Raw genomic sequence first — 26,004 nt, 5'->3', positions numbered from 1 at the left:
AACCAATTATTACTTTTCTACAGAAACCAAATGTTTCACTTTCTCAACCATACCTAAGATCGCCGGATTAGCTTCATGCTCTACAATCTGGTTCATCTTTCTCAGCCCTAGTGCGTCAAGCGTTCTCTTTTGGTCTTTCGGGCATTTAATTCTACTTTTAACTTGCTTTACTTTAATAGTCGCCATAAACTTATCCTCCCTAATTAACCTCTAAATACTTTTTCAACAGCAACACCTCTGTTCTGAGCAACATCGAACGGGCTTCTCAACTCACCTAGCGCAGCGATAGTAGCTTTCACCAAGTTATGAGGGTTGGAAGAACCTTTAGATTTTGCCAAAACGTCTGTAATACCTACGCTCTCCAATACGGCACGCATAGCACCACCAGCCTTAACACCGGTACCGTGAGATGCCGGTATAATCAGCACTTGAGCACCACCGAATTTAGCTAATTGTTCGTGAGGGATCGTACCTTTGTGTACCGGAACCTTGATCAAGTTCTTCTTAGCTGCTTCTACACCTTTAGCGATAGCTGTCGTTACCTCACCGGCTTTACCTAATCCCCAGCCAACGATACCATCCTCGTTTCCTACTACAACGATAGCAGCAAAACTGAATGTACGTCCACCTTTTGTAACCTTAGTTACACGGTTGATTGCAACCAGTCTGTCCTTCAACTCTAAGTCGTTGGTCGATTTAACTCTATTATTTGCCATCTTCATTAAAATTTAAGGCCGCCGTTACGTGCAGCATCTGCTAATTCTTTAATTCTCCCGTGATACAGGTAACCATTACGGTCGAAAACCACTGTCTGAACGCCAGCCTCCTGAGCGCCTTTAGCGATTAATTCACCAACCTTAGCAGCGATCTCCTTTTTCGGAGCCTTAACATCTAATTTCAAAGATGAAGCAGCGGCTAAAGTCTTGCCTGTAGTATCATCTATCACCTGTGCGTAGATTTGCTTGTTGCTTCTAAACACAGTCAGGCGCGGACGCTCAGTAGTTCCTGAGATTTTGCCGCGTACGCCTGCTTTTATTTTTAATCTTCTTTCTAGCTTCGTTGTCATGATAATTTCAGTTTACGTAGATTACTTACCTGCTGACTTACCAGACTTTCTACGAATCTCTTCACCCACGAACTTAATACCCTTACCTTTATACGGTTCAGGCATTCTGAATGAACGGATCTTCGCGCAAATCTGACCTAATAATTGTTTGTCAGCCGATTCAAGGATAATAAGAGGGTTCTTATTTCTCTCAGACTTCGTCTCAACTTTCACTTCCTTCGGCAACTGCAAATAGATATTGTGAGTATAACCTAAAGAAAGATCCAATAACTGACCTGTATTTGAAACACGGTAACCAACACCTACTAACTCAAGCTCCTTCTTATATCCCTCTGAGCAGCCAACAACCATGTTGTTGATCAAAGAGCGATACAAACCGTGTAACGCACGATGATTCTTATCATCAGTAGGTCTTGTTAAATGGATAACTCCGTCTTCCAAAGTAACGTTAATATCAGGATTCACTTCCTGTACAAGTTCACCTTTAGGGCCTTTAACTGTTACTACATTATCCTTAATTGTAACTGTAACACCAGCCGGTACATGAATTGGTAATTTTCCTATTCTTGACATTCTTCTTCCCTCCTAATTAATAAACGTAACATAATACCTCGCCACCGATCTTCAGATCGCGGGCCTCTTTGTCAGTCATCACACCTTTAGAAGTAGAAAGAACAGCAATACCTAAACCATTCAATACTCTCGGCATTTCTTTGTAACCAGTGTACTTACGCAAACCGGGCGTAGAAACTCTCTCAAGTTTCTTAATCGCATTAACTTTGTTTACTAGGTCATACTTCAAGGCGATCTTGATCGTACCTTGAGGACCATCCTCTACAAACTTAAAATTAAGAATGTAGCCCTTGTCGAAAAGGATCTTAGTGATCTCTTTCTTTAAATTTGACGCCGGCACCTCAACAACTCTGTGCTTCGCTTTGATTGCGTTACGCAATCTTGTCAAATAATCTGCAATAGGATCTGTCATATAAATAATTAATTAAATTGATCCGGCCACCCGGACAATATTTAAACTAAAAAAACTCTTACCAACTTGCTTTCTTTACACCCGGGATTAAACCATTAGATGCCATTTCACGCAATTGGATACGAGAAATACCGAACTGGCGTACATACCCTTTCGGACGTCCTGTAATCTTGCAACGGTTGTGCAAACGTACAGGAGAAGCATTTTTAGGTAAAGCCTGCAAAGCCTCATAGTTACCTTCTGCCTTAAGCTGAGCTCTTTTAGCGGCATACTTAGCAACAAGCTTTGCTCTTTTAACCTCACGGGCCTTCATTGATTCCTTAGCCATAACTACTTAGTCTTTTTTTCCGTTTTTAAAAGGCAATCCAAATTCTCTCAAAAGAGCATAACCTTCTTCGTCTGTTTTCGCAGAGGTCACAAAGGTAATATTCATTCCCAATATTTTGGTAATATTATCGATATTTATTTCAGGAAAAATGATTTGTTCCTGAATACCGAGTGTATAATTGCCTCTTCCGTCTAACTTACTCTCAATTCCCTTGAAGTCGCGGATACGAGGAAGAGCGACACGAACAAGTCTCTCCAAGAACTCGTACATCTGCTCACGACGTAATGTCACCATCACACCGATCGGCATCTTCTTACGCAACTTAAAGTTAGAGATATCCTTTTTAGATACGGTAGCGACAGCTTTTTGACCGGTGATCGTAGACAACTCGCTGATAGCGATATCGATGATCTTCTTGTCAGCCGTAGCCATACCTAATCCCTGATTAATCACGATTTTCTTCAAAACAGGTACCTGCATCACGGATTTGTAACCGAACTCCTTCGTTAAGGCAGGAACAATTCTGTCTTGGTATTCTTTCTTAAGACTGGCAGTATTGCTCATTACTTAATTTCCTCCCCTGATTTTTTAGAATAACGCACTAAAGCACCCTTCTCATTCAACTTACGGCCGATACGTGTAGCTTTACCAGATTTCGGGTCAACCACGTTAAGGTTAGAAAGATGAATAGGAGCTTCCTTCTTTTCGATTCCTCCTTGAGGATTCTTCGCATTAGGCTTGGTATGCTTTGATACCACATTAATACCTTCGACAATCGCACGATTATCTTTTACAAGTACCTGTAAAACACGACCTGTCTTACCTTTGTCCTCGCCGGCATTAACAAATACTATATCGCCTTTTTTGATATGTAATTTACTCATTACTTTAAATTTTACGAGATTAAAGCACTTCAGGTGCAAGTGATACAATTTTCATGTTTGTTGCACGAAGCTCTCTGGCAACCGGACCGAAGATACGGCTACCACGGATATCGCCACCGGCATTCAATAATACGCAAGCGTTATCATCGAAACGGATATAAGAACCATCCGGACGGCGGATCTCTTTCTTAGTACGAACGATGATAGCCTTAGAAACAGCACCCTTCTTAACGTCGCTAGCTGGGATTACGCTTTTGATTGCTACTACGATCACATCACCTACAGTGGCATAACGCTTTCTCGTTCCGCCCAAAACACGGATACACAAAGCTTCCTTAGCTCCACTGTTATCTGCTACTACTAGTCTTGATTCTTGTTGTATCATCTTACTTAGCCCTTTCGATTATTTGAACTAATCTCCATCTTTTAGTCTTGCTCAAAGGACGAGTCTCCATAATCTTTACGGTATCGCCAATGTTGCATTCGTTATTTTCGTCGTGAGCATGATATTTCTTCGTCTTATTAACGAACTTTCCATAAATGGGGTGTTTTTCCTTCCATTTAATGGCAACCGTGATGCTTTTATCCATCTTGTTGCTCGTTACCACGCCCGTTCTTTCTTTTCTTAAATTTCTAGTTTCCATCAGGCTCAATTATTTGTTGTTAAGTTCTCTCTGGCGCAATTCTGTTTTCATGCGCGCAATCAATCTGCGTTGCTGTTTAATCTGAGAAGGATTATCCATAGGCGAGATGCTATGGTTAATCTTCTTCTGATCATAGGCCGCAACCTCTGCATCTACTCTCTCTAGCAACTCTTTCGTGCTTAGTTCTCTAATTTCTGCAATCTTCATAACAATTACGCATTTTGATTTTGCATGTCATAATCACGTCTCACAACAAACTTGGTTGTAACCGGAAGTTTTTGTGCGGCAAGGCGCAACGCTTCCTTAGCGATATCAAAGGGAACACCTTCGATCTCGAAAATCAGACGACCCGGAGTAACAGGCGCAACAAATCCCTCAGGATTACCTTTACCTTTACCCATACGAACCTCTGCAGGCTTCTTCGTGATTGGCTTATCCGGGAAGATACGAACCCAAACCTGACCCTGACGTTGCATATAACGTGTAACGGCGATACGGGCAGCCTCGATCTGACGACCGGTAATCCATTTATTCTCTAATGACTTTATTCCAAAAGAACCGAAGGCCAGCTGGTTGCCACGTTGAGCTTCGCCCTTCATGCGACCTTTCTGCTGTCTTCTGAACTTGGTTTTCTTTGGTTGTAACATCTCTACTTAAATTCTAACGTTTAACGATTAGCTCTTTTTCTCTTGAAGTTCTTGTCTCTGTTGCCACCGGCATTGTCGTTTCTACGGCCTGTCTCCTTGGCAGCAGTGAAAGAAGGAGCAAGATCGCGCTTGCCATAAACCTCACCACGACAGATCCAAACCTTAACACCCAGCAAACCAACTTTTGTCAAGGCCTCAGCCAAAGCATAGTCGATATCTGCTCTAAGAGTGTGCAACGGAGTTCTTCCTTCCTTATACATTTCCGAACGAGCCATTTCAGCGCCATTCAAACGACCAGAGATTTGAATCTTTATACCCTCGGCGCCCATTCTCATGGTAGAGGCGATAGCCATCTTTACCGCGCGACGATATGCGATTTTACCTTCAAGCTGACGTGCGATGTTGTTTGCTACGATAACAGCGTCCAATTCAGGTCTCTTCACCTCGAAGATGTTGATCTGCACTTCTTTATCAGTGATCTTCTTCAACTCTTCCTTCAACTTATCAACTTCCTGACCACCTTTACCGATGATGATACCCGGACGTGACGTACAAACAGTGATCGTGATCAACTTAAGCGTACGTTCAATAACGATACGAGATACACTAGCTTTTGCAAGACGGGCATTCAAATATTTACGGATTTTGCTATCTTCCAGCAAAGTATCCCCGTAATTCTTACCGCCATACCAATTGGAATCCCAACCACGGATAATTCCTAAACGATTACTAATCGGATTAACCTTTTGTCCCATCTACAAATTAATTTTGACTATCGTTTTTACTAAGTGTATCAACAAACAGAGTTACGTGGTTCGAGCGTTTACGAATTCTGTAACCTCTTCCTTGAGGAGCCGGACGCATTCTCTTCAACGTAGTAGCGCAATCAACGCTGATTGAAGATACGCATAACTCTCCTGCTTCTGCTTTACGTTCATTTTTCTGTTCCCAGTTTGCGATTGCTGAACGAAGCAATTTTTCTACTCTTGCTGCAGCTTCCTTGTTAGAAAACTTCAAAACACCAAGCGCACGGAATACTTCCATACCGCGAATCATGTCTGCTACCAAACGCATCTTACGAGGAGAGGTAGGAACATTGTTCAACTTCGCGAAATACATGGTCTTTTGGGCTTCTTTTCTTGCTTCAGCTGATATTCTTTTTCTAGCACCCATTTTATTCGATTCTTTTTATTTTCAGATTCCTGAATTCCTGTTACTACCGATATTATTTCTTCTTGTTACCGGCGTGACCGCGGAAAGTACGTGTCGGTGAGAACTCTCCCAACTTGTGACCTACCATATTCTCGGTTACGAAAACAGGAATAAATTTATTTCCATTATGAACTGCAATAGTATGGCCTACGAAATCAGGCGAAATCATTGAAGCTCTTGCCCATGTCTTAACTACGGCTTTCTTTCCTGACTCATTCATTGCCAGAACTTTCTTCTCAAGCTTTACATTAATATACGGGCCTTTTTTTAGCGAACGACTCATAGTTTACTTAATTAATCAGATTATTTCTTTCTTCTTTCAATAATATACTTTGAAGAATGCTTCTTAGGAGCTCTAGTCTTCAAGCCCTTAGCATATAAGCCATTACGGGATCTAGGATGACCTCCGGAAGAACGACCTTCACCACCACCCATTGGGTGATCAACCGGGTTCATAACAACACCACGGTTACGAGGACGACGACCTAACCACCTAGAGCGACCGGCCTTACCTGATTTTTCAAGAGCATGGTCTGAGTTGCCAACTGCGCCAATTGTAGCCTTACAAGCCGCAAGAATCTTTCTAGTTTCACCAGAAGGCATCTTAATAATCGCATAAGCGCCTTCCTTTGAAGTCAGCTGAGCGAATGCACCTGCGGAACGTACCATTTTGGCACCCTGTCCAGGACGAAGCTCAATATTGTGAATAATAGTACCAACGGGAATATTTGCCATAGGCAAAGTATTACCTACCTCAGGAGCGGCGTCGCTACCTGAAACCACTGTTTGGCCAACTTCCAATCCGTTCGGAGCGATGATATAGCTCTTTGCTCCGTCAGCGTAATACAACAAAGCGATACGAGATGAACGGTTAGGATCATACTCGATAGACTTTACTGTCGCAGGAATGCCATCTTTGTTTCTCTTGAAATCGATAATTCTGTACTTTTGTTTGTGACCGCCACCGATATAACGCATTGTCATCTTACCAGTGTTGTTACGTCCACCTGTACTCTTCTTACCTACTACAAGAGACTTCTCTGGTGTACTTGCAGTGATTTTATCAAATGCACCAATAACTTTGTGTCTCTGCCCCGGTGTCGTGGGCTTTAATTTACGTATTCCCATTTCTCTTTTTAGATATTACTAAAGAAATCAATTGTTTCTCCTTCTTTCAACGTTACGATCGCTTTCTTGAAAGCAGCTTGCTTGCCGTTGATGATACCTGATTTTGTATAACGGCTTTTACGCTTTCCAGAGTAGTTGATGGTGTTAACATCAACTACTGTAACACTGTACATGTCCTCTACAGCTTTCTTTATCTCCAATTTGTTGGCATCAGGAGAAACACGAAAACCATAGCGATTCGGAAATTTCTCTGTGATCGCTGTTTGTTTCTCAGTTACTATAGGCTTAATAATAATTCCCATTATTCTACTCCTTATGCTTTAAAATTTTGTTCAACAACAGCGACTGAACTTTCCGTTAAAACCAAATTAACAGCGTTTAACACAGCGTATGTATTTAGTTCAGAAGCAGTTATTACACTTGCCTTCTCTAAATTTCGAGCGGACAAATATACTAAATTATTCTTCTCCGGTAAAACCATAAGTAACTTTTTATCAGCCACTTTCAAGTTTTTAGCAATTGTTATAAATTCTTTAGTCTTAGGAGCTTCCATTGTGAAATCCTCTACGACAACAATCGCATTGTTCTTTGCCTTGTAGCTCAATGCTGACTTACGAGCCAAAGATTTTACTTTCTTGTTCAGCTTGAACTCATAATCACGAGGCTTCGGACCGAATACACGGCCACCACCAACCAACACCGGAGAGTTGATATCACCACGACGTGCGCCACCACCACCTTTCTGACGGATCAGCTTACGTGTACTACCAGATACTTCGCTTCTCTCTTTAGACTTATGCGTTCCCTGACGTTGATTTGCCAAATACTGCTTTACGTCCAAGTAAATAGCATGATCGTTGGGTTCAATGCCGAAGATCGCATCGTTCAAAGTTACCTTTCTTCCGGTATCTTCACCTTTAATATTAAATACGCTCAGTTCCATTACTTTTCAATTAATAAGATTGAACCTTTTGCTCCTGGAACAGATCCCTTTACCAATAAAAGGTTGTGTTCCGGCATTACCTTGATCACTTGAAGATTCTGAACGGTTACACGTTCGTTACCCATCTGGCCGCCCATTCGCATGCCCTTAAATACCTTTGCGGGGTAAGAACAAGCACCGATAGAACCCGGCTTACGAGCACGGTTATGCTGACCGTGAGTAGTCTGACCTACACCACCAAAACCATGACGTTTTACTACACCTTGGAAACCTTTACCCTTTGATGTACCCACTACATCCACGAAACCTGCGTCTTCCAAGAAGTCTACAGTGATCACGTCACCCAACTTGTACTCAGTTTCGAAATTCTTGAACTCGGCCAAGTGTCTTTGAGGTGCTACACCGGCTTTCTTGAAGTGACCCATCTCAGGCTGTGTCGTGTGCTTCTCTTTCTTCTCTTGGAAACCCAACTGTACAGCTTCATAGCCATCTTTCTCCAAAGTCTTGATCTGTGTAACCACACAAGGACCCACTTCGATAACAGTGCATGGAAGATTTTTTCCCTCGGCACTGAAAACGGATGTCATTCCGATTTTTTTTCCTAATAATCCTGGCATTTCACTAATTGTTAAAAACTTACACTTTAATTTCTACTTCTACACCGCTAGGTAATTCTAGCTTCATCAAAGCGTCAACTGTCTTCGCAGTTGAGCTATAGATATCGATTAATCTCTTATAAGAAGAGAGTTCGAACTGCTCACGAGATTTCTTGTTAACGAAAGTAGAGCGGTTCACTGTAAAGATACGTTTGTGCGTAGGAAGAGGTATAGGACCGCTAACGATAGCACCTGTAGCCTTTACCGTCTTTACGATCTTCTCGGCAGACTTGTCTACCAGAGAATAATCGTAAGACTTCAATTTAATTCTGATCTTTTGGCTCATATTTATTATATGTTTCTAAATATTATTTGATCAAATCAACGCGACCTTGCACCTCTGTCAATACTTGCTTAGCGATAGAAGAGGATACTTGAGCGTAGTGTGAGAACTGCATTGAAGATGTAGCACGACCTGAAGTAATCGTACGCAAAGCTGTCACATAACCGAATGTCTCAGCCAATGGAACCTTAGCCTTCACGATACGAGCTCCCGTACGGCTAGTCTCCATACCCTCAACTTGTCCACGACGCTTGTTCAAGTCACCGATAACGTCACCCATGCTCTCTTCTGGAGTAACAACCTCCATCTGCATGATCGGCTCCATCAATACAGGACCTGCCTTAGCGGAAGCGTTCTTGAACGCTTGGATAGCAGCGATCTCGAAAGACAACTGGTCTGAGTCTACCGGGTGGAAAGAACCATCGATCAAAGTCACTTTCAACTTGTCAAGCGGATAACCAGCCAACACACCGTTCTTCATAGCCTTCTCGAAACCTTTCTGTACGGACGGGATGAATTCCTTAGGAATGTTACCACCCTTCACCTCATCGATGAATTGCAAAGTACCCTCGAAGCTCTCGTCTGCCGGCTCCATACGAACGATGATATCTGCGAACTTACCACGACCTCCAGATTGCTTTTTGTAAACCTCGCGAAGCTCAACCGGCTGCGTGATAGCCTCCTTATAAGTAACCTGCGGACGGCCTTGGTTACATTCAACCTTGAACTCACGACGCAAACGGTCGATGATGATATCCAAGTGAAGCTCACCCATACCGCTAATAACGGTCTGACCTGTCTCCTCGTTTGTCTGTACGCGGAAAGTAGGATCCTCCTCGGCCAACTTAGCCAAGCCCATACCCAACTTATCCATGTCTTTCTGAGTCTTAGGCTCTACAGCGATACCGATAACCGGTTCCGGGAATTCCATAGACTCCAATGTGATCGGATGGTTTTCGTCGCAAAGCGTATCACCTGTACGGATATCCTTGAAACCAACACCTGCTCCGATATCACCACAACCAATCACCTCCATCGGGTTCTGCTTGTTAGAGTGCATCTGGAACAAACGCGAGATACGCTCTTTCTTTCCGGAACGAGTGTTCAACACATAAGAACCAGCGTTGATAGAACCTGCGTATACACGGAAGAAGCACAAACGACCTACATACGGGTCGGTAGCGATCTTAAATGCCAACGCCGTCAACGGCTCCTCGAACAAAGGTTTACGAGTGATTATTTTATCAGGATCTGAAGGATCCGTACCCTCGATAGCCGGAGTATCTTCAGGAGAAGGCAAAAACGCGCAAACTGCATCCAATAAAGTCTGTACACCTTTGTTCTTGAAAGAAGAACCACAAGTCATCGGGTTGATCTGCATAGCCAACGTACCCTTGCGGATAGCAACCATGATCTCCTCTTCCGTGATCGTAGAAGGATCATCGAAGTATTTCTCCATGATAGCGTCGTCGCACTCAGCCAAAGCCTCAAGCATCTTGTCGCGCCACTCCTCAGCCTCAGCTTGCAAGTCTGCCGGGATCTCCTCTACGCTATACTCGGCACCCATAGTCTCGTCGTGCCAGAAGATAGCCTTCATCTTGATCAAGTCGACAACACCCTTGAAAGTCTCCTCAGCTCCGATAGGGATCTGGATCGGACAAGGATTAGCTCCTAATACGTCCTTCAATTGGCGTACTACCTCATAGTAGTTAGCACCCGAGCGGTCCATCTTATTAACGTAACCGATACGAGGTACATTATATTTATCAGCCTGACGCCATACAGTCTCAGACTGGGGCTCAACACCACCTACGGCACAGAATGTAGCAACAGCACCATCCAATACACGAAGAGAACGTTCAACCTCAACCGTGAAGTCAACGTGTCCCGGAGTGTCAATCAAGTTGATTTTATAACGGTTGCCCAAATAGTTCCAGAATGTAGTCGTAGCAGCGGAAGTAATCGTGATACCACGCTCCTGCTCCTGCGCCATCCAGTCCATTGTAGCAGTACCATCATGAGTCTCACCGATCTTGTGTGTCAAACCTGTGTAAAACAAGATACGTTCAGAAGTCGTTGTCTTACCAGCGTCAATGTGAGCCATGATACCGATGTTCCTAGTGAACATCAATTGCTTATCGTTGTTTGCCATATTCTTTTTATTGCCTTAAAAAATTAAAATCTGAAGTGAGCGAACGCACGGTTAGCCTCAGCCATACGGTGCATATCTTCTTTTCTTTTGAATGCGCCACCTTGGTTATTGAAAGCATCTACAATCTCTGCAGACAACTTGTCAGCCATAGTCTTACCTCCACGTTTACGTGCGAAGATAATAAGGTTCTTCATAGAAATTGACTCTTTACGATCCGGGCGGATTTCAGTAGGGACTTGGAATGTAGCACCACCTACACGGCGTGACTTAACTTCGACTTGAGGAGTAATGTTATCAAGCGCAGCTTTCCAAATTTCGAGAGCGGACTTTTCCTCGTTAGGCAATTTGCCCTTAACGGTTTCCAAAGCGGAATAGAAAATTTCGAAGGCAGTATTTTTCTTGCCATCATACATCAAATGGTTAACGAATCTCGTAACCTTTACATCACCGAAAACAGGATCCGGAAGGATCTGTCTTTTCTTTGGTTTTGCTTTTCTCATTTTGTTTTCAAAAATTTGTTCTTGTCGTTGGTTGCCTTTAATTTGTCTTCAACGGTTCCGCTGAACCATTTACTCAACCTTATAGCCTATCCAAATAACTCAAACCTGTTTTAATACTTAAATTTAAATCTCAGTTTGAAGGCATGTAATTAATTACTTCTTCTTACCTTTTGCGGCAGCTGCTGCTTGACCCGGTTTCGGACGCTTAGCTCCATATTTGGAACGTCTTTGCGTACGGCCGTTAACACCCGCTGTATCCAACGTACCACGTACGATGTGATAACGCACACCCGGAAGGTCCTTTACACGACCACCACGTACCAATACGATAGAGTGCTCTTGCAAGTTGTGTCCTTCTCCCGGAATATAGGAGTTAACTTCCTTACCATTTGTCAAACGTACTCTCGCTACTTTACGCATTGCAGAGTTAGGTTTCTTCGGAGTCGTAGTGTAAACACGTACGCAAACGCCACGTCTTTGAGGACAAGCGTCCAATGCGGGTGATTTACCCTTCTCCACCAAAGTTTCCCTTCCTTTTCTAACTAATTGCTGAATTGTAGGCATTTCTTTCTTTTTTTAAACTTTGAATGTGTTATTATTATTTATCTAATCTTTTCCTATTTCGAGCCGCAAAGTTACGCATTATTTTCGGACAATCAATAAGTTGTGCCTGTTTTTTTCGTATACTCCGCACTAAAAACGGTGCAAAGGTACATATTTGTTCCCGTTTGGCAAGGTAGGCTCTTGTTGTATTTATTAATATTTAACATTTACTATCTCTATTTACCGATAAGTTTCATGCGTCACGGGCTTCACACAAACTCAATCCCCTTAAATCAAACGAGTTCCTGTGAAGCCTGTGAAAGCAATGGGATCGGATCGACGATTTACCTAGCCGCCACGTAAAGCGACTGGTGGCGGGTGCCGATATCACGCAATTTACCCGCCTCGACGAATTGATGCAGACGGCGGCTGGCCGTACTACTCGTCAGTCCGCAAAGCCGCTGGAAAGCAACACGGGTCATATATTCATGCTCGGCAAAATAGCTTGCGAGCAATTGGTCGATACGATCAGGCTCCAATTGGCGGGAATGGGATTTGTACTTGGCTCGTTCCAGCGTCATCGTCTTCAAGCTATCTTTCAGCTCTACCTCGGGACGGAAAGCCACGGACTTGAAACGGATGGACTCCGCACGTATCTCGTGCGTGGATTGTACGGCAGGGCATTGCAACGTGACTTGCAAATACCCCAACCCATCGATATGTACACGTTTTCCTTCACGCAAATATTCCGCTGTCACCTCGCTTAAAGAGATAAGCACGGCAGCTACGTCTGCCGGCGTGACGGTACATCGACCATGGATACGTTTGGCCAGATCATCCGTATCGATCGTGCCGGATGATACGATACGTGCGTGAAAACGAGGACGCTTCATGCTATCCTTCGATACCGGAGTCTTGTAAAAGTCATATTTTGCTGCCATATATCTAGTATGAGATTAAAAGGTTATTCATAGGAACATCGTATGCTATTAGTCATTTCACAAGGGTGATATGATCTTTTCACCTATGTGAAACGATCGTTTCATGATTGTGATACGTTCTTTTCACATAGGTGAAAAGATTATAGGCACTTAACAAAGGTATTACATTCATACCACCTAAACAAGAGTTCTTCCTAGTATTTTGGACAGATTACTTTTATTTCAAATGATAATATAAATATTTGGAAAACTTCAAGTTAACAACCTATATTCGCAGAAGAAAACGGTAAAAATAACCTCTAAAACATAGTATCATGAAAACTGTATCGGATTTTTTGGGCCAACTATGGCTTCGCTTCTTAAAACCAAACGGGCCAATCACCATACCACACCAAACCGAAGGTAAAGCCAAACGATTTAGCGACAATAACTCAATCCTTCAAAAGAGTCTGGAGACTTTCCTCCAAGAAATCATCGAGTTCCGTTTCAACTTGTTGAGCGAGGAGACTGAATATCGATACAAACGATCAGAAGCGGATCGCTTCTATCCGGTGACGCAACGTGACCTAAATAGCATTTGCATGGAGGCAAGACGGACGGGGATCGATTGCTGGGATCGGGATGTGAATCGTTTCGTATATTCAAAAGAGGTAAAAGAGTATCATCCTTTCCGGCAATATATGGAGCGGTTACCCGAATGGGACGGGAAAGACCGGGTAAGCGATCTGGCACGACGGGTCTCCTCAGAACCGTTATGGGTGGAGGGGTTTCATCGCTGGATGCTCGCCTTGGCCTCGCAATGGATGGGTTCGGGCTCATCAACCTCGATGAGTTCGACCGGTTGCCCGACCGTAAAATGGCTTTGCTGAAAAATTGGATGCAGATGGCCGGGATGAACGTACGCAAGGCACACGCCAAGCATTTCCACCCCCTACCCCGCCTAGCCTCATTTATTGGCACTACGAACCAGAAGAACCTATTAAGCGACCCCACGGGAAGCCGCCGTTTCCTATGCGTGGAGGTGCAAAGCAAGATTAATTGCGAAGGTATCGAGCATGATCAAATCTACGCCCAGCTGAAAGACGAGTTACAAAAAGGAGAGCGCCATTGGTTCACCTCCGGAGAGGAGGAGGCGATCATGCGATCGAATGAGGCTTTCTATAAACGTCCGATCGAGGAAGATGTGTTCCACGCCTGCTTCCGGGCCGCATGTCCGGGAGACCTAAATGTACATCCACTATCAGCTGCCTCCATTTTCCAGATATTAAAGGAAAAGAACCCAGCAGCCATGCGCGGTAGCACGGCAAGCAATTTCGGAAAGGTACTGACCGCCCTCCATATAGAGCGTAAACACACCCGCTACGGCAATCTTTATCAAGTAGTGCCGCTCACCCTTCACACGTTTCACAGGATTTAGCTGTAGCACAAGCAAATGCGGCCAGTGAAACGTATGTCATCGAAATCATCCCTAGCACTTAAATCTTCTCTCCAGCTCCTCATCTGTCAACATGGAGATGATCGTTTTTCCATCCGGGGTCAGGTTCGAGTCCGGACAAGAGAACAGGGAGGCGATCAGATGATCCATCTCTTCCAAGGATAAGGATTTGCCGGGACGGATAGCGGCGGCTTTCGCTAAAGACAAGGCGATGGCTTCGCAGATCTTCTCATGCACCTCGCATCCGGTCTCGATCGCCCGGTCCACGATATCCTTTACCAAGTTCACCGGATCAAGGTTCTCTATACCGGCGGGCAGGCCATTGATCGCGTAATTGTCATTTCCCAGATTGCTCAGATCAAAGCCGACGAAGCGCAAATCCTCCAATAAGGAAGGCAGTACAGCCGCCTCGGCAGCGGTAAACTCTACGATCTCCGGGAATAAGACTTGTTGGGATACACCTTGTTGCTGACGGATATTCGACAGGTATTGGTCAAACAAAATACGCACATGCGCACGATGCTGATCAATAATCGCCAGACCCGATTTCAAGGATGTCACGATATATCGCCCTTTATATTGATAGCAAGGATTGCTTACCTCCGTAAACAGGTTTTCCGGGTTCGAAGCCTCGGCCGGCAATTCCTCGATCGGGGCATCCTCGAAACTCTCGGACTCCAGTTGGGCAGCCACTCGATCGTTCTCAAACCCTTGATATAATTTAGACCAATCGAATTCCGGTTTTTTATAGGAAGTAGTGTCAAACGGATTATAACTGGAATCCACTTGCACTTTCGGGGCCTTATAAGTACTAGGCTCACTTTTCTTGACCGGGTTGTAAACAGGAATATCGATCGCATCCTCCACGTCGAAATCAATCGTAGGGATAGCGCTCGATTTAGCCAACGCCTCCCGGGTAGCGGCCATCAAGATCTGCCAGATCGGTTGCTCGTTCTCAAACTTAATCTCCGTCTTTGTCGGATGGATATTGACATCGATCGAGGAGGGATCCAACGTGAAATAAACAAAATAATTCGGCATATCCCCGGCAGGAATCAATTGCTCATAGGCCTGCATGATCGCCTTATGGAAATAAGGATGCTTCATATAACGACCATTCACAAAAAAGAACTGCAATGCCCCTCGCTTCTTCGCCGAGTCCGGACGCCCCACGAAACCGGAAATAGTCACCATGGAACTTTGGGCATCCAGAGAGAGCAACTTCTGGTTTAAACTCTTACCATATATATTAATGATGCGCTGACGTAACCCCGACTCGGGCAGATTGAATATCTCCGCGTCATTATGATAAAGAGACATACCCACCTGCGGATTCACCAAGGCGATTCGCTCGAACTCATTGATGATATTCCGGAATTCCGTCTCATTCGACTTCAAGAATTTCCGGCGGGCGGGAACATTAAAGAAAAGATTCTTTACCGAGAAGATACTTCCCTCGTTACAAGCCTCCGGCTCGATACTCTCCAAGTTAGACCCCGCGATGGACAGGCAGGTACCAAGCTCCGCCCCCCTAGCCCGGGTACGCAACTCTATATGGGCGACAGCGGCGATAGAGGCCAATGCCTCACCCCGGAAACCCATCGTATGCAAAGAGAATAAATCCTCGGCCGTAGAAATCTTAGAAGTAGCGTGCCGCTCAAAAGCCATGCGAGCATCCGTCTCGGACATACCTTTCCCGTCATCGATCACCTGTATCAATGTCTTACCCGCATCCTTAATGTTCACTTGGATATTGGAAGCGCCAGCGTCCACCGCATTCTCGACCAACTCTTTAACGACAGAGGCCGGACGTTGAATCACCTCTCCCGCCGCGATTTGATTGGCGATATGATCCGGAAGTAAATGAATGATATCGCTCATTACCAGAACAAATACCAAAAGAAAGCAGCCAAGACAGCCAAGGCTACCGCCAGTTTCACATTCTTATACTTACGAGCCCGGGAATCCTCGCCCCGCCCCACGCTTCTCTTCAAATGTGAGGTGCCTTCAATAAAAGTTCCCTTGATATGCGGCTTATATTCCTCCAACGATTCCTCTACACCCATTTCACGTTTGACCTTACTTATACGTTCCTCCAAGGCTTCCTTATGGGGGTCCCAATAAATAGGCTTATGATCATATTGACGCGGTTTACGCATGTTATAAAACGAGAAAAGTGCCATAGCTTTACCTATTAATTATGAATACGACGCTAATGTACGAATTTATTGCTTCTTTTCGGAGCATCTTGAGCTTTTCTTTTCACGACCTGATAAATATCATCCTTATCTTTCGGACGGATATAATCAAACCAATAAAAGTCTTTCAAGTATTTCTGGTCGGGCTTCAAATCAGGAATAGGGGTCATCGTACCTGTTGGAGTCGGCCAGATCTTCAGTTTATCCAACTTATTGTCTTTTAGCCAGATCGTAAGGAAACCGCTCTTGGTCTCGTTCATGCCGACCATCGAACCGTCCTTCTCCAATGGGAAGAAAATCGATTCGGCGTTGCCCGACACATCGATCTGATTCACGACCTGTCCCTCGAAATAAGCCTTCAAGTCATTTCCCTTTAATTGATTGAACGCAGTAGAATCGATTTGCTGTATCGCGAAAGCGAATTGCTTCACGTGAGCGAAATCGATCGAGCTATCATTCATAAATATCAAGATCGTATCCCCATAGATCTGATACTGTTCATTCCAAACGATAGGGTCCGTATACATATATAATATAGAGTCTCTTGTATTAAACTGCATCGAATCGCAAACACCTTGCATATCCGTCCGATAGAAACGGACGCCGTAATAAGCTTTTACTTCCCGGTAAAGGGAGTCCACCGTAGTCATCTTCAAGGTATCACCATGCAGAAACAATGTATCCCCTTGGCTGAATTCCAAGAAACGGGCGCTATCCGTAGCGAAAGCATACTCGGTCTTCTCATTGTAAAAGCCATATTGGCCTTCCAGCATGACATGCTGCGCCGTGTCTTGCAGACTCATATTACCGAACGCTTCCCCAAAACCCAGTTCCCGGTTGTAGGCGATAGAGTCGCCCGTCAAGATACGGTCGCCGGAAACCACCTGAGAACGATCCAATAGCAAAGAGGTATTATTCACGGTATCGTACCAACCCCTGGAAGAATAGATCGTGCCGCTATCCGACACGATAATGGATGGTCCGAGTATCGTGGCGATCTTCGAGTCCGTATTATAATGCAAGGTATCGGAATACAACGTGAATTGCTCATTCTCCAGACGGACGCTATCATTGAAGATAGCCAATTTCGTACTAGGCGAATATTGCCCGTAAAAAGAAGAGAGCTGATTCAAGGAATCGACAATCAGACCTCCGTCGAAATAATATCCGATATCCGGGATTCGCTCATAGTTCAAGCTATCCGTAAACAAGGTAACCTGCCCATTCTCCATGCGGACATTCTCCCGCAAATAAGCGATCTGGGTATTTCCATCGTAAAACAGGTAATTTCCATACACGAACAAGGTATCCCCTTGTTCCATCCGAACATTACTAAACGCTTCCAAGGAATTGGTCTGCTCAAAGAAATATGCGCTATCGCAATACATATACGAACTATCATGGCGAAAACAAACATCACCATTCAGTACTTGAGCCTCGGCGTTCCTCTCCTTATCGAACGAAAGCGTATTCGCATGCTCCAAAAAGACCTTCGTCTTCTTGGGAGCGACACTATCTTTGGCGGCTACCACCGTGCTATCTTGCGTTTGCGCAAATACGCCAACCGATAAAGCACACGATAAGAGCGCTAGAAATAACCTGTTAATTAGTCTCATTCCTTAATCCAACCCGGATATTTGAAATCACAATTCCTCCAACCGTCACTAATACGCACATAGGTTGATTTTTGTTTCTTCGTGATCCAGTCGTTCAATAATTCCTCACGTTTCTTAGCCTCTACGATCGCTTTCAAAGCTTGGAAGTCATCGGCCAAATTCGCCTTATGTCCTTCCGTCCGAGCTTTCAGCTTAACAATAGCTACTACCTCTTTCTGCTTGTTCGTCAACATGGTAAAAGGCTTGGAGATCTCTCCGACTTTCATGTCATATACCACCTTACCGATTTCCTGTGGAAGTTCTTGCATCTCGAACTTAGGGGTTCCCATATTGCTGCTCTCGTAATCTTGGTTTACCATCAAACCCTTATTATTACGTGTATCCTTGTCGTAAGAGACGAATGTAGCGGCTTCCTCAAACGTGAACTTATTCGCCTGCAAATCATTGTACAATGAATCCAGACGAGTGGTAGCATCCGCCAACTCCTTATCGGAAACCTTCGGTTTCAATAAGATATGGCGGCAGTTAATACGGTCTCCACGCTTCTCGATCAATTGGATGATATGGTAACCATACTCCGTCTGTACGATCTGGGAGACACGTTTCGGGTCTTTCAAGTTGAACGCGACGTTCGCGAACTCCGGCAACAGCTGTGTCTTGCTCATGAAACCCAGCTCACCACCTCGAGACGCCGAACCCGGATCTTCCGAGTACAAACGGGCCAACGTGGAGAATTCCATCTTGCCGGAATTAACCTGCTCCGTGAAATCACGTAAGCGGGCCTTGATAGCGTCTGTTTCCTCAAACGGAATCTTCGGTTCCAAGGTAACGATTTGCACCTCTACTGTCGTAGGGATGTTCGGCAGGCTATCCTGAGACAACTGGCTGAAATATTTACGCACCTCGGAAGGTGTCAGCTTGATCTCGCCGATCAATTGATGCTGCATCTGTTGCACTACCTGCTGCTCCCGCACCATCTCCTTACGCTCATCCTTGATCTGGGAAAATTTCTTACCGAAATATTCCTCCAATTTCTCGCGAGACCCGATTTGGTTCACAGCCATGTTCATCCATTGATCCACGCTCTGGATCACTTGGTTCTCGTTCACGGTGATACTATCGATCTTTGCTTGATTCAGATATAGTTTCTGTATCGCCATCTGCTCCGGGATCACGCAATACGGGTCGCCATCCAAACGGACCCCCTCGTTTTGATTATACAAACGCTGCGTCTCAATATCCGAACGTAAAATAGCGTCATCTCCTACCACCCACACAATTTCATCGATCACATTGTCTTGCGCCATTACAATGCAAGAACAACAGGCAAGAAAGAATACACTTAAAATCTTTTTCATCATGTCTACCCATTTATAAAATTAGAGATCACGGCTCGGAATGGAATTCCACGTCACCGCTCCGGATCGCATCGTTATATAACTCGTCTTCAAATTTTTTCAAGAATTCAACTTTTCGTTGGTTGACCAGCATTTCCGTGACGTGCGGACTGGCATAATCATATGGCTCCACACTGCCGGAAGGTAAATATTCCTTGATATTCAACAGATAACAATAACTGCTATCCGCCACCTCAACATACTTATTCGCCTTCAGAAACGCATTCGGATTCGACACATGGATCGGTATATTATCCATTACCTCATCGAAATCAACCCATTTGTCGTAAAAGTACTCATAAATCGTGGCATTTTGCACACTATATTTCTCAATTTTTTCTAAAGAGGCCACATCTGTGGATTTGTACCACTTTTTGACGTCGGTAAGTCCCGGGGCATCAACCGGGATTTTCAAGAATAATCCCTTGATCAAGCCTTTATCCAAGATAAACTTTTTCTGGTTTTCCTCGTAATAGTTTAATTTATCACTTTCCCGGATATCAGTTTTCAGCTTCTCCTCCACCAATCGTTCCTGATAACGGTAACGAACCAAGGAACGCCTGTACTCCTCTACCAATTTATCGACCTCCTCTTTCTCATCCCCCAAGTTACGCAAAGCCACATCGTACACCAATACATCCTTTACCCATTTCTTGGTAAAGCTCTCGGCCAGCAACAGACTATCAGCGGAGGAAATCCCTCGGGGTATTAGCTTATTCACCTCCGAACGATTTAGGGTACGTCCTTTCACGCTAACCAAGACATCCGTAGTATCAGCTGGCTGAGAACCTTTACAGGCACCCAACAACACAACGAACGCTAGGAACATGAAGACTATCCTCATATCTATCTTTATTTTATTTCTTTAGTTTCTTCAATAATTTCCAGTTGACAGTCACCGGATATTTTTTATTCAAATCCGCGATCCACTTCGCTTCCAACACCTTCTGCTGGGCGGAGGGTTTGCTCCAGATCTCCCGGTTGCTGACCTCAAACAACAGAATCCCATCCCGGTACTCCTGCATCAAATGAGGGATCTCCGGATGTTTTGTCTCCAGATTCTTACGCTCGGCGGTCGTTACGATATCGCGGATAAACAAATCATAGACCTCTTGCATAAAATCACCCGCATACGTTTTTGTCGAGAACGGGCAACGTTGGATATAATAAGCGAACTCCGCTTGCGGGAAATCCTTTCCATCCAATTGCATAAGCGTCTTGTTCATATCCTTCGCTTTCTCATAAAACGCCTCGTCCGTGGGGAAACAATCATTACATAACGCTTGCAGCTCCGCATAGGCTTCCGGATAGAAAACGTATCCGTATTCTTTTTTCATACGATCGTCGAAAGCTTTATATAACTCGAAGTTACGTTCACCCTGCCCCATACGTCTCGACAAGGCTTTTTCCTCTTCCTCAAACGAAGGGCGTCCCTTCTTATCGATCAACTTAATGATATGGTAACCAAAACGAGTTTCCACCACCCCGGATAAATCACCCGGCTTGCTCAACGCAAAAGCGGCTTGCTCAAAAGGCTGGACCATCTCGCCGATCCCGAACCAAGGTAATACCCCCCCTTTTTTAGCGGAAGCCGCATCCCCCGAATACTCTTTCGCCAACTCACCGAAATCCGCACCCTCTTGTACTTGCTTATAGATAGCTTGCGCTTTTGCCAGAAAAGCCGATGAGTCCTGAATAGCGGAATCTTTCGGGAATGCGATCAAGATATGAGCGACACGTACCCGTCCCGGATTAGGTTTGCGGCTATGGACTTTTATTAAATGAAATCCTAATTTCGTGCGAACAGGTTCAGACACCACGCCAATCGGCAAAGAATAGGCGGCATCCTCGAACACTTTCAGGGATTGCATCGGGAGCAAGCAACGTACATATTCGCAAGCGACATGCTCCTTGTCCTTCTCGGCCAAAGCTTTTCCGACTGTTTCCATATCTTCTCCTTTCTGGAGACGTTCGTATACTCGCATGGCTTCTTGATATACAGCTACCGTATCTTTGGAGACCGTCTTCTCCGGCAAACGGAATAAGATGTGGGTCAACTCTACCGAGTGATCCCCCCGGTCATATACCGCACGGGCAGCCGCTTTCTCACCCTCCTTATCCGACATATAGCTATCGATCAACTGAGCCCGGTATCCATCCAGCTCACTTTTGAATGAGGATGTCTGGTCGATCCCTAAAGATTCCGCCTCCGCTACTTTTAGCTTAAAATTTTTAAATAGCTCGACATAGTTTTTGACGGACTTTGTATTCGATAAATCCACCTCTCCATTCTTCTCTGCGATAAAAATAAATTCAGATAAAGGCACTTGTTTTCCAGCGACCATCATAACGACCGAATCGGATGCGGTTTGAGCGTTAACTGTCACACAAGCGAATACCCCTAATGAAATAAGTAACTTTTTCATCAAAAATTCTTTTACCATAGCACGAATATACATTACAAAAATAACACTAATCTAACGGAGAGCCGACAAGAAAAGTATGCTATCCCATTAAATTAGTGTTTTTTATAAAACGTAAAACTTGTATTACTATTCACCGCGGCTATAATTCGGAGCCTCTTGCGTGATCGCTACGTCATGCGGATGGCTCTCTTGCACACCTGCATTGGTGATTCGAGTAAAACGAGCTTTATGCAACTCCTCGATATTATGAGCCCCGCAATAACCCATTCCCGCACGTAAACCACCTACCATTTGGTAAATGACCTCATACAAAGAACCCTTAAACGGAACACGGGCAGCGATTCCCTCCGGAACCAGCTTCTTCACGTCGTCCTCCACATCTTGGAAATACCGATCCTTGGACCCCTTTTGCATAGCTTCCAACGACCCCATTCCACGGTAAGACTTAAACTTTCGGCCATTGAAGATAATCGTATCGCCCGGCGACTCCTCTACACCCGCCAACAGAGATCCCATCATCACGGAAGATCCACCAGCGGCGATCGCCTTCACGATATCACCGGAGTAACGCAAGCCACCGTCAGCGATCAAAGGCACACCAGTTCCTTCCAACGCCTTCGCCACATCGTAAATAGCCGACAACTGGGGAACACCCACACCAGCGATCACACGAGTTGTACAAATCGAACCCGGACCGATACCTACCTTCACGGCGTCCGCCCCGGCTTCCACTAAATATTTAGCAGCCTCGCCCGTAGCGATATTACCGACCACACAATCAATATGCGGATATTGCGCCTTAATCTGTTTCAAGACATCCACCACACCTTTTGAGTGACCATGTGCCGTGTCGATCACCAAAGCATCCACCCCGGCATCCACCAAAGCGGCTACACGCTCGAAGGTATTGAACGTAACGCCTACACCGGCAGCTACACGCAAACGACCTTTCGAATCCTTGCAAGCCTTCGGTTTATCTTTCGCTTTCGTTATATCTTTATAGGTAATCAAGCCGATCAACTTATTATGGCTATCAACCACCGGTAACTTCTCGATCTTATGTTCCTGAAGGATCTGAGCGGCGGCCTCCATATCCGTAGATTGTCCGGTTACGACCAAATTCTCTTTCGTCATCACCTCGTCGATAGAGCGGTTCATGTCCTTCTCGAAACGCAAGTCACGGTTCGTCACGATACCAACCAAATACCCGCCTTCATCCACCACGGGAATACCGCCAATCTTATATTCAGCCATCATTGCCAAGGCATCCGCCACACGTTTGCCTTTCGTGATAGTCACCGGATCATAGATCATTCCATTCTCCGCACGTTTAACGGTCTGGACCTGCTTTGCCTGCTCGGCGATCGTCATGTTTTTATGAATCACACCAATACCTCCCTCACGGGCGATAGCGATAGCCAACTTGGCCTCGGTAACCGTATCCATAGCGGCCGACACCATCGGTATATTCAATGTGATATTACGTGAAAACTTTGTCGTGAGATCGACATTACGAGGAAGAACTTCCGAATAAGCTGGGATTAACAATACATCGTCAAACGTTAACCCATCCATAACTACCCTGTCTGCAATAAATGACATAGAACTTATGCTTTAAAAATTATTGCGCGCAAATATACGACTTTTCACGCAATAAATCGATACGGGAGAAATTAAAAATTCGATTCGGAAGGAAATAAACTTTCATCCGAACGAAAACAAAATTCCTTCCGAAGGAAAAATAAATCTCTTTCGGAAGGAACAATAAGCTTCTTTATTTGTTTTTTCTTTAGAGTGGAACCGGGCCACCCTTCCATTAGTTTGCCATTTCAGACAAGAACTTGATACGGACCAAGCGAATCTCCTCTTCCGTATAGTCACCGCCTAATTCCTCGATGGCGTCTTCCAGACCGTCGGTCTCCGAGTCCTTGAAATACTCGTAAATATCCTCGATATGATCCTCATCCATCACATCATTCAAGAAATAATCGATATTGATACGTGTACCGGAATATACGATCGCCTCGATCTCATCCAAAAGCTCGGTGAACTCAAGTCCGTTAGTCAACGCGATCTCGTCCAGCGCCACCTTACGGTCGATCCGCTGAATGATTGAGACCTTCAACTTGGACTTATTAGCGACCGTACGTACGCGCAAATCCTCCGGACGCTCAATCTCGTTCTCCTCTACATGTTTCTTGATCAACTCAATGAACTCCTTGCCATAACGTTTCGCCTTACCAGCGCCCACTCCCGGGATATTCTGCAACTCGTCCAACGTGATCGGATAAGTAGTAGCCATAGCCTCCAAAGAGGGATCTTGGAAAATCACGAAAGGCGGAACTTCCAACCGCTTGGATAATTTCTTACGCAAATCCTTCATCATGGAATAAAGAACCGGGTCTACCGCACAAGAGGCTCCCCCACGAACCGGAACTTCCTCTTCCTCTTCCTCGAATTCATTGTCCTCGGTAATCTTGAACGATACCGGCTTCTTCATGAACTCCTTACCTTTTTCCGTGATTTTCAGCAAACCATAATTCTCAATATCCTTCGCTAAATAGCCAGCGATTAAAGCCTGGCGAATAACGGCGTTCCAAGTTTTATCATCCTCGTCCTGTCCGGAACCGAAGACCTCTAATTCATTGTGCTTGTAATTTTGGATTTCGGAGGTTTCGTTACCTACCAAAATATTTACGATATAATCTGCCTTAAACTTTTCTTTCAACGTACTGATAACCTCCAGTACCGCACTTAACAATTCCTTCGCTTCCACCTGCTTCTTTGGGTTCAAACAATTATCACAATTACCACAATTATCTTCCAGGTATTCCTCACCGAAATAATGCAATAGCACTTTTCTCCGGCAGACGGAAGTCTCGGCATAGGCCGCAGTCTCTAAAAGCAACTGTTTGCCGATTTCCTGTTCGGCCACGGGCTTTCCTTGCATGAATTTCTCCAATTTTTGCAAGTCCTTATAAGCATAGAAAGCGATACATTGGCCTTCTCCGCCATCCCTACCGGCACGACCGGTTTCCTGGTAATAACCTTCTAGGCTCTTCGGGATATCGTAATGAATCACATAACGGACATCCGGCTTGTCGATACCCATACCGAAAGCGATCGTAGCCACGATCACATCCGCCTGTTCCATCAGGAAGGCATCCTGATTGGCGGAACGTACTTGCGAATCCATTCCCGCATGGTAAGGCAACGCCTTTATCCCGTTGGCTTTCAAGATGTCGGCAAATTCCTCCACCTTTTTACGGCTCAAACAATATACGATACCCGATTTACCCTCGTTGGCTTTAATATACTTAATGATCTCGCGGTCTATATTCGTTCCTTTCGGACGAACCTCATAATACAAATTAGAGCGGTTGAAGGATGATTTAAAGACTGTAGCGTCTATCATACCCAGATTCTTCTGGATATCGTGCTGCACCTTAGGTGTGGCGGTAGCGGTCAGAGCGATTAACGGACGTTTACCGATCTCATTGATGATCGGACGGATTCTTCGATATTCCGGACGGAAATCATGTCCCCATTCCGAGATACAATGCGCCTCGTCCACCGCATAGAAAGAGATCTTTACCTGACGCAGAAAATCCACGTTCTCTTCCTTGGTCAAGGACTCCGGTGCTACATACAGCAACTTGGTACGTCCTGATAATATATCCGATTTCACCTGGTCGATAGCCGACTTATTCAAAGAGGAATTGATAAAATGGGCGACCCCATCTTCCTCACTGAAATTCCGCATCGCGTCCACCTGATTCTTCATCAAAGCGATCAACGGAGATATCACGATCGCGGTTCCTTCCATTAGTATGGATGGTAATTGATAACAAAGAGATTTACCTCCCCCCGTCGGCATTAATACAAAAGTATCCTTCCCGGCCAGCACGTTCTCAATAATAGCCTTCTGGTTCCCCTTAAAGGTACCGAAGCCAAAGTGCCGATTTAGCTCTTCTGTTAAATGATCCTTCTTTGCCATACTTCGTATTATTTATAGTAAAC

Annotated in this window: 34 protein-coding genes; 2 read left to right on the top strand and 32 right to left on the bottom strand. The window is 44.8% G+C overall.

Annotated elements, in window-relative coordinates; genetic code table 11:
• Positions 1 to 9: 9 nt before the first annotated feature.
• The 24 genes from rpmD to NBH16_RS15995 all read right to left on the bottom strand — a co-directional run bounded on the left by rpmD (position 10) and on the right by NBH16_RS15995 (position 12,912).
• On the bottom strand, positions 10 to 186 hold the full coding sequence (gene rpmD, locus NBH16_RS16110; protein ID WP_005853996.1) for a 50S ribosomal protein L30: 177 nt from the start codon (positions 184 to 186) through the stop codon (positions 10 to 12).
• A gap of 17 nt (positions 187 to 203) precedes the next feature.
• On the bottom strand, positions 204 to 722 hold the full coding sequence (rpsE, locus tag NBH16_RS16105) for a 30S ribosomal protein S5 (RefSeq protein WP_250788867.1): 519 nt from the start codon (positions 720 to 722) through the stop codon (positions 204 to 206).
• Positions 722 to 1,066, bottom strand: a complete 345-nt coding sequence (gene rplR, locus NBH16_RS16100; RefSeq protein WP_005853992.1) for a 50S ribosomal protein L18 — start codon at positions 1,064 to 1,066, stop codon at positions 722 to 724. The genes rpsE and rplR overlap by 1 nt, the downstream gene beginning before the upstream one ends.
• Before the next feature lie 21 nt (positions 1,067 to 1,087).
• Positions 1,088 to 1,639 carry a 50S ribosomal protein L6 gene (gene rplF / locus NBH16_RS16095; RefSeq protein ID WP_005853990.1) on the bottom strand — a complete coding sequence of 184 codons (552 nt, stop codon included), beginning with the start codon at positions 1,637 to 1,639 and terminating at the stop codon, positions 1,088 to 1,090.
• A gap of 16 nt (positions 1,640 to 1,655) precedes the next feature.
• A complete protein-coding gene (gene rpsH, locus NBH16_RS16090; protein ID WP_005634758.1) occupies positions 1,656 to 2,051 on the bottom strand; it encodes a 30S ribosomal protein S8 in 396 nt (131 codons plus the stop codon).
• Between the two features lie 58 nt (positions 2,052 to 2,109).
• Entirely contained in the window at positions 2,110 to 2,379 is a 270-nt protein-coding gene (gene rpsN / locus NBH16_RS16085) for a 30S ribosomal protein S14 (RefSeq protein WP_005853988.1), read from the bottom strand.
• A 6-nt stretch (positions 2,380 to 2,385) separates the two neighbouring features.
• The gene (rplE, locus tag NBH16_RS16080) at positions 2,386 to 2,943 is read right to left on the bottom strand and encodes a 50S ribosomal protein L5 (protein ID WP_005853986.1); all 558 of its coding nucleotides are present in this window, start codon (positions 2,941 to 2,943) and stop codon (positions 2,386 to 2,388) included.
• Positions 2,943 to 3,263: a 50S ribosomal protein L24 gene (rplX, locus tag NBH16_RS16075; RefSeq protein WP_005853984.1), complete on the bottom strand. Its 321-nt coding sequence runs from the start codon at positions 3,261 to 3,263 to the stop codon at positions 2,943 to 2,945. Before rplX ends, rplE begins: the two co-directional genes overlap by 1 nt.
• A 19-nt stretch (positions 3,264 to 3,282) precedes the next feature.
• The gene (gene rplN / locus NBH16_RS16070) at positions 3,283 to 3,648 is read right to left on the bottom strand and encodes a 50S ribosomal protein L14 (protein ID WP_005853982.1); all 366 of its coding nucleotides are present in this window, start codon (positions 3,646 to 3,648) and stop codon (positions 3,283 to 3,285) included.
• Position 3,649: 1 nt separating this feature from the next.
• Complete coding sequence (rpsQ, locus tag NBH16_RS16065) at positions 3,650 to 3,907, bottom strand: 30S ribosomal protein S17 (protein WP_005853980.1); 258 nt, start codon at positions 3,905 to 3,907, stop codon at positions 3,650 to 3,652.
• Between the two features lie 9 nt (positions 3,908 to 3,916).
• The gene (gene rpmC, locus NBH16_RS16060; RefSeq protein WP_005853979.1) at positions 3,917 to 4,114 is read right to left on the bottom strand and encodes a 50S ribosomal protein L29; all 198 of its coding nucleotides are present in this window, start codon (positions 4,112 to 4,114) and stop codon (positions 3,917 to 3,919) included.
• Between the two features lie 5 nt (positions 4,115 to 4,119).
• The gene (gene rplP, locus NBH16_RS16055; RefSeq protein WP_005853976.1) at positions 4,120 to 4,554 is read right to left on the bottom strand and encodes a 50S ribosomal protein L16; all 435 of its coding nucleotides are present in this window, start codon (positions 4,552 to 4,554) and stop codon (positions 4,120 to 4,122) included.
• Positions 4,555 to 4,574: 20 nt separating this feature from the next.
• Complete coding sequence (gene rpsC / locus NBH16_RS16050; RefSeq protein WP_005853974.1) at positions 4,575 to 5,309, bottom strand: 30S ribosomal protein S3; 735 nt, start codon at positions 5,307 to 5,309, stop codon at positions 4,575 to 4,577.
• A 7-nt stretch (positions 5,310 to 5,316) separates the two neighbouring features.
• On the bottom strand, positions 5,317 to 5,727 hold the full coding sequence (gene rplV, locus NBH16_RS16045) for a 50S ribosomal protein L22 (protein ID WP_005853972.1): 411 nt from the start codon (positions 5,725 to 5,727) through the stop codon (positions 5,317 to 5,319).
• A 52-nt stretch (positions 5,728 to 5,779) separates the two neighbouring features.
• Entirely contained in the window at positions 5,780 to 6,049 is a 270-nt protein-coding gene (gene rpsS, locus NBH16_RS16040; RefSeq protein ID WP_005634738.1) for a 30S ribosomal protein S19, read from the bottom strand.
• 20 nt (positions 6,050 to 6,069) lie between these two features.
• Complete coding sequence (rplB, locus tag NBH16_RS16035) at positions 6,070 to 6,894, bottom strand: 50S ribosomal protein L2 (RefSeq protein ID WP_005853970.1); 825 nt, start codon at positions 6,892 to 6,894, stop codon at positions 6,070 to 6,072.
• A gap of 8 nt (positions 6,895 to 6,902) precedes the next feature.
• Positions 6,903 to 7,196 carry a 50S ribosomal protein L23 gene (gene rplW, locus NBH16_RS16030; protein ID WP_005853968.1) on the bottom strand — a complete coding sequence of 98 codons (294 nt, stop codon included), beginning with the start codon at positions 7,194 to 7,196 and terminating at the stop codon, positions 6,903 to 6,905.
• Positions 7,197 to 7,207: 11 nt separating this feature from the next.
• Complete coding sequence (gene rplD / locus NBH16_RS16025) at positions 7,208 to 7,837, bottom strand: 50S ribosomal protein L4 (RefSeq protein WP_005853966.1); 630 nt, start codon at positions 7,835 to 7,837, stop codon at positions 7,208 to 7,210.
• Positions 7,837 to 8,454, bottom strand: a complete 618-nt coding sequence (gene rplC / locus NBH16_RS16020; protein WP_005853963.1) for a 50S ribosomal protein L3 — start codon at positions 8,452 to 8,454, stop codon at positions 7,837 to 7,839. Before rplC ends, rplD begins: the two co-directional genes overlap by 1 nt.
• 19 nt (positions 8,455 to 8,473) lie before the next feature.
• Positions 8,474 to 8,779: a 30S ribosomal protein S10 gene (gene rpsJ / locus NBH16_RS16015; protein ID WP_005853961.1), complete on the bottom strand. Its 306-nt coding sequence runs from the start codon at positions 8,777 to 8,779 to the stop codon at positions 8,474 to 8,476.
• Positions 8,780 to 8,801: 22 nt separating this feature from the next.
• Positions 8,802 to 10,928 carry an elongation factor G gene (fusA, locus tag NBH16_RS16010; protein WP_005853959.1) on the bottom strand — a complete coding sequence of 709 codons (2,127 nt, stop codon included), beginning with the start codon at positions 10,926 to 10,928 and terminating at the stop codon, positions 8,802 to 8,804.
• Positions 10,929 to 10,951: 23 nt separating this feature from the next.
• The gene (rpsG, locus tag NBH16_RS16005; protein WP_005853957.1) at positions 10,952 to 11,428 is read right to left on the bottom strand and encodes a 30S ribosomal protein S7; all 477 of its coding nucleotides are present in this window, start codon (positions 11,426 to 11,428) and stop codon (positions 10,952 to 10,954) included.
• Between the two features lie 153 nt (positions 11,429 to 11,581).
• Positions 11,582 to 11,992, bottom strand: coding sequence for a 30S ribosomal protein S12 (gene rpsL, locus NBH16_RS16000; protein WP_005853956.1), 411 nt, complete (start codon positions 11,990 to 11,992; stop codon positions 11,582 to 11,584).
• Between the two features lie 323 nt (positions 11,993 to 12,315).
• Positions 12,316 to 12,912 carry an HU family DNA-binding protein gene (locus NBH16_RS15995; RefSeq protein WP_250788866.1) on the bottom strand — a complete coding sequence of 199 codons (597 nt, stop codon included), beginning with the start codon at positions 12,910 to 12,912 and terminating at the stop codon, positions 12,316 to 12,318.
• A 314-nt stretch (positions 12,913 to 13,226) separates the two neighbouring features.
• Here NBH16_RS15995 and NBH16_RS15990 point away from each other — a divergent pair, with 314 nt between their 5' ends.
• Positions 13,227 to 13,781, top strand: a complete 555-nt coding sequence (locus NBH16_RS15990) for a hypothetical protein (protein ID WP_039848777.1) — start codon at positions 13,227 to 13,229, stop codon at positions 13,779 to 13,781.
• Positions 13,712 to 14,329 carry a DUF3874 domain-containing protein gene (locus NBH16_RS15985; protein WP_229045792.1) on the top strand — a complete coding sequence of 206 codons (618 nt, stop codon included), beginning with the start codon at positions 13,712 to 13,714 and terminating at the stop codon, positions 14,327 to 14,329. The genes NBH16_RS15990 and NBH16_RS15985 overlap by 70 nt, the downstream gene beginning before the upstream one ends.
• A 51-nt stretch (positions 14,330 to 14,380) precedes the next feature.
• Here the strand turns inward: NBH16_RS15985 and mutL are convergent, their stop codons facing one another.
• The 8 genes from mutL to recQ all read right to left on the bottom strand — a co-directional run bounded on the left by mutL (position 14,381) and on the right by recQ (position 25,981).
• Positions 14,381 to 16,228, bottom strand: coding sequence for a DNA mismatch repair endonuclease MutL (gene mutL / locus NBH16_RS15980; RefSeq protein ID WP_039848872.1), 1,848 nt, complete (start codon positions 16,226 to 16,228; stop codon positions 14,381 to 14,383).
• The gene (locus tag NBH16_RS15975; RefSeq protein WP_005867110.1) at positions 16,228 to 16,530 is read right to left on the bottom strand and encodes a hypothetical protein; all 303 of its coding nucleotides are present in this window, start codon (positions 16,528 to 16,530) and stop codon (positions 16,228 to 16,230) included. The genes mutL and NBH16_RS15975 overlap by 1 nt, the downstream gene beginning before the upstream one ends.
• A gap of 29 nt (positions 16,531 to 16,559) precedes the next feature.
• Positions 16,560 to 18,161 carry an OstA-like protein gene (locus NBH16_RS15970; protein WP_005867109.1) on the bottom strand — a complete coding sequence of 534 codons (1,602 nt, stop codon included), beginning with the start codon at positions 18,159 to 18,161 and terminating at the stop codon, positions 16,560 to 16,562.
• Positions 18,158 to 19,522 (bottom strand): peptidylprolyl isomerase, encoded by a 1,365-nt coding sequence (locus tag NBH16_RS15965; RefSeq protein WP_009017967.1) that lies wholly within the window; start codon positions 19,520 to 19,522, stop codon positions 18,158 to 18,160. The genes NBH16_RS15970 and NBH16_RS15965 overlap by 4 nt, the downstream gene beginning before the upstream one ends.
• 25 nt (positions 19,523 to 19,547) lie before the next feature.
• A complete protein-coding gene (locus NBH16_RS15960) occupies positions 19,548 to 20,402 on the bottom strand; it encodes a hypothetical protein (protein WP_005867108.1) in 855 nt (284 codons plus the stop codon).
• 13 nt (positions 20,403 to 20,415) lie between these two features.
• The gene (locus NBH16_RS15955) at positions 20,416 to 22,002 is read right to left on the bottom strand and encodes a peptidylprolyl isomerase (RefSeq protein WP_333558131.1); all 1,587 of its coding nucleotides are present in this window, start codon (positions 22,000 to 22,002) and stop codon (positions 20,416 to 20,418) included.
• Between the two features lie 108 nt (positions 22,003 to 22,110).
• A complete protein-coding gene (gene guaB, locus NBH16_RS15950) occupies positions 22,111 to 23,586 on the bottom strand; it encodes an IMP dehydrogenase (protein WP_005853938.1) in 1,476 nt (491 codons plus the stop codon).
• 214 nt (positions 23,587 to 23,800) lie between these two features.
• Positions 23,801 to 25,981 carry a DNA helicase RecQ gene (gene recQ, locus NBH16_RS15945; protein ID WP_005853936.1) on the bottom strand — a complete coding sequence of 727 codons (2,181 nt, stop codon included), beginning with the start codon at positions 25,979 to 25,981 and terminating at the stop codon, positions 23,801 to 23,803.
• Positions 25,982 to 26,004: the final 23 nt, after the last annotated feature.

Origin of the sequence: Parabacteroides sp. Y3-G-102 (genome assembly GCF_023656845.1) — a bacterium.
Lineage (GTDB): Bacteria > Bacteroidota > Bacteroidia > Bacteroidales > Tannerellaceae > Parabacteroides > Parabacteroides distasonis.
This window is presented reverse-complemented; position numbering and strand designations above follow the sequence as displayed.

Bases quoted from the DNA above. Each gene is read 5' to 3' on its own strand.
- rpmD (WP_005853996.1), bottom strand. From the start codon at position 186: ATGGCGACTATTAAAGTAAAGCAAGTTAAAAGTAGAATTAAATGCCCG.
- rpsE (WP_250788867.1), bottom strand. From the start codon at position 722: ATGAAGATGGCAAATAATAGAGTTAAATCGACCAACGACTTAGAGTTG.
- rplR (WP_005853992.1), bottom strand. From the start codon at position 1,066: ATGACAACGAAGCTAGAAAGAAGATTAAAAATAAAAGCAGGCGTACGC.
- rplF (WP_005853990.1), bottom strand. From the start codon at position 1,639: ATGTCAAGAATAGGAAAATTACCAATTCATGTACCGGCTGGTGTTACA.
- rpsH (WP_005634758.1), bottom strand. From the start codon at position 2,051: ATGACAGATCCTATTGCAGATTATTTGACAAGATTGCGTAACGCAATC.
- rpsN (WP_005853988.1), bottom strand. From the start codon at position 2,379: ATGGCTAAGGAATCAATGAAGGCCCGTGAGGTTAAAAGAGCAAAGCTT.
- rplE (WP_005853986.1), bottom strand. From the start codon at position 2,943: ATGAGCAATACTGCCAGTCTTAAGAAAGAATACCAAGACAGAATTGTT.
- rplX (WP_005853984.1), bottom strand. From the start codon at position 3,263: ATGAGTAAATTACATATCAAAAAAGGCGATATAGTATTTGTTAATGCC.
- rplN (WP_005853982.1), bottom strand. From the start codon at position 3,648: ATGATACAACAAGAATCAAGACTAGTAGTAGCAGATAACAGTGGAGCT.
- rpsQ (WP_005853980.1), bottom strand. From the start codon at position 3,907: ATGGAAACTAGAAATTTAAGAAAAGAAAGAACGGGCGTGGTAACGAGC.
- rpmC (WP_005853979.1), bottom strand. From the start codon at position 4,114: ATGAAGATTGCAGAAATTAGAGAACTAAGCACGAAAGAGTTGCTAGAG.
- rplP (WP_005853976.1), bottom strand. From the start codon at position 4,554: ATGTTACAACCAAAGAAAACCAAGTTCAGAAGACAGCAGAAAGGTCGC.
- rpsC (WP_005853974.1), bottom strand. From the start codon at position 5,309: ATGGGACAAAAGGTTAATCCGATTAGTAATCGTTTAGGAATTATCCGT.
- rplV (WP_005853972.1), bottom strand. From the start codon at position 5,727: ATGGGTGCTAGAAAAAGAATATCAGCTGAAGCAAGAAAAGAAGCCCAA.
- rpsS (WP_005634738.1), bottom strand. From the start codon at position 6,049: ATGAGTCGTTCGCTAAAAAAAGGCCCGTATATTAATGTAAAGCTTGAG.
- rplB (WP_005853970.1), bottom strand. From the start codon at position 6,894: ATGGGAATACGTAAATTAAAGCCCACGACACCGGGGCAGAGACACAAA.
- rplW (WP_005853968.1), bottom strand. From the start codon at position 7,196: ATGGGAATTATTATTAAGCCTATAGTAACTGAGAAACAAACAGCGATC.
- rplD (WP_005853966.1), bottom strand. From the start codon at position 7,837: ATGGAACTGAGCGTATTTAATATTAAAGGTGAAGATACCGGAAGAAAG.
- rplC (WP_005853963.1), bottom strand. From the start codon at position 8,454: ATGCCAGGATTATTAGGAAAAAAAATCGGAATGACATCCGTTTTCAGT.
- rpsJ (WP_005853961.1), bottom strand. From the start codon at position 8,779: ATGAGCCAAAAGATCAGAATTAAATTGAAGTCTTACGATTATTCTCTG.
- fusA (WP_005853959.1), bottom strand. From the start codon at position 10,928: ATGGCAAACAACGATAAGCAATTGATGTTCACTAGGAACATCGGTATC.
- rpsG (WP_005853957.1), bottom strand. From the start codon at position 11,428: ATGAGAAAAGCAAAACCAAAGAAAAGACAGATCCTTCCGGATCCTGTT.
- rpsL (WP_005853956.1), bottom strand. From the start codon at position 11,992: ATGCCTACAATTCAGCAATTAGTTAGAAAAGGAAGGGAAACTTTGGTG.
- NBH16_RS15995 (WP_250788866.1), bottom strand. From the start codon at position 12,912: ATGGCAGCAAAATATGACTTTTACAAGACTCCGGTATCGAAGGATAGC.
- NBH16_RS15990 (WP_039848777.1), top strand. From the start codon at position 13,227: ATGAAAACTGTATCGGATTTTTTGGGCCAACTATGGCTTCGCTTCTTA.
- NBH16_RS15985 (WP_229045792.1), top strand. From the start codon at position 13,712: ATGGATGGGTTCGGGCTCATCAACCTCGATGAGTTCGACCGGTTGCCC.
- mutL (WP_039848872.1), bottom strand. From the start codon at position 16,228: ATGAGCGATATCATTCATTTACTTCCGGATCATATCGCCAATCAAATC.
- NBH16_RS15975 (WP_005867110.1), bottom strand. From the start codon at position 16,530: ATGGCACTTTTCTCGTTTTATAACATGCGTAAACCGCGTCAATATGAT.
- NBH16_RS15970 (WP_005867109.1), bottom strand. From the start codon at position 18,161: ATGAGACTAATTAACAGGTTATTTCTAGCGCTCTTATCGTGTGCTTTA.
- NBH16_RS15965 (WP_009017967.1), bottom strand. From the start codon at position 19,522: ATGATGAAAAAGATTTTAAGTGTATTCTTTCTTGCCTGTTGTTCTTGC.
- NBH16_RS15960 (WP_005867108.1), bottom strand. From the start codon at position 20,402: ATGAGGATAGTCTTCATGTTCCTAGCGTTCGTTGTGTTGTTGGGTGCC.
- NBH16_RS15955 (WP_333558131.1), bottom strand. From the start codon at position 22,002: ATGGTAAAAGAATTTTTGATGAAAAAGTTACTTATTTCATTAGGGGTA.
- guaB (WP_005853938.1), bottom strand. From the start codon at position 23,586: ATGTCATTTATTGCAGACAGGGTAGTTATGGATGGGTTAACGTTTGAC.
- recQ (WP_005853936.1), bottom strand. From the start codon at position 25,981: ATGGCAAAGAAGGATCATTTAACAGAAGAGCTAAATCGGCACTTTGGC.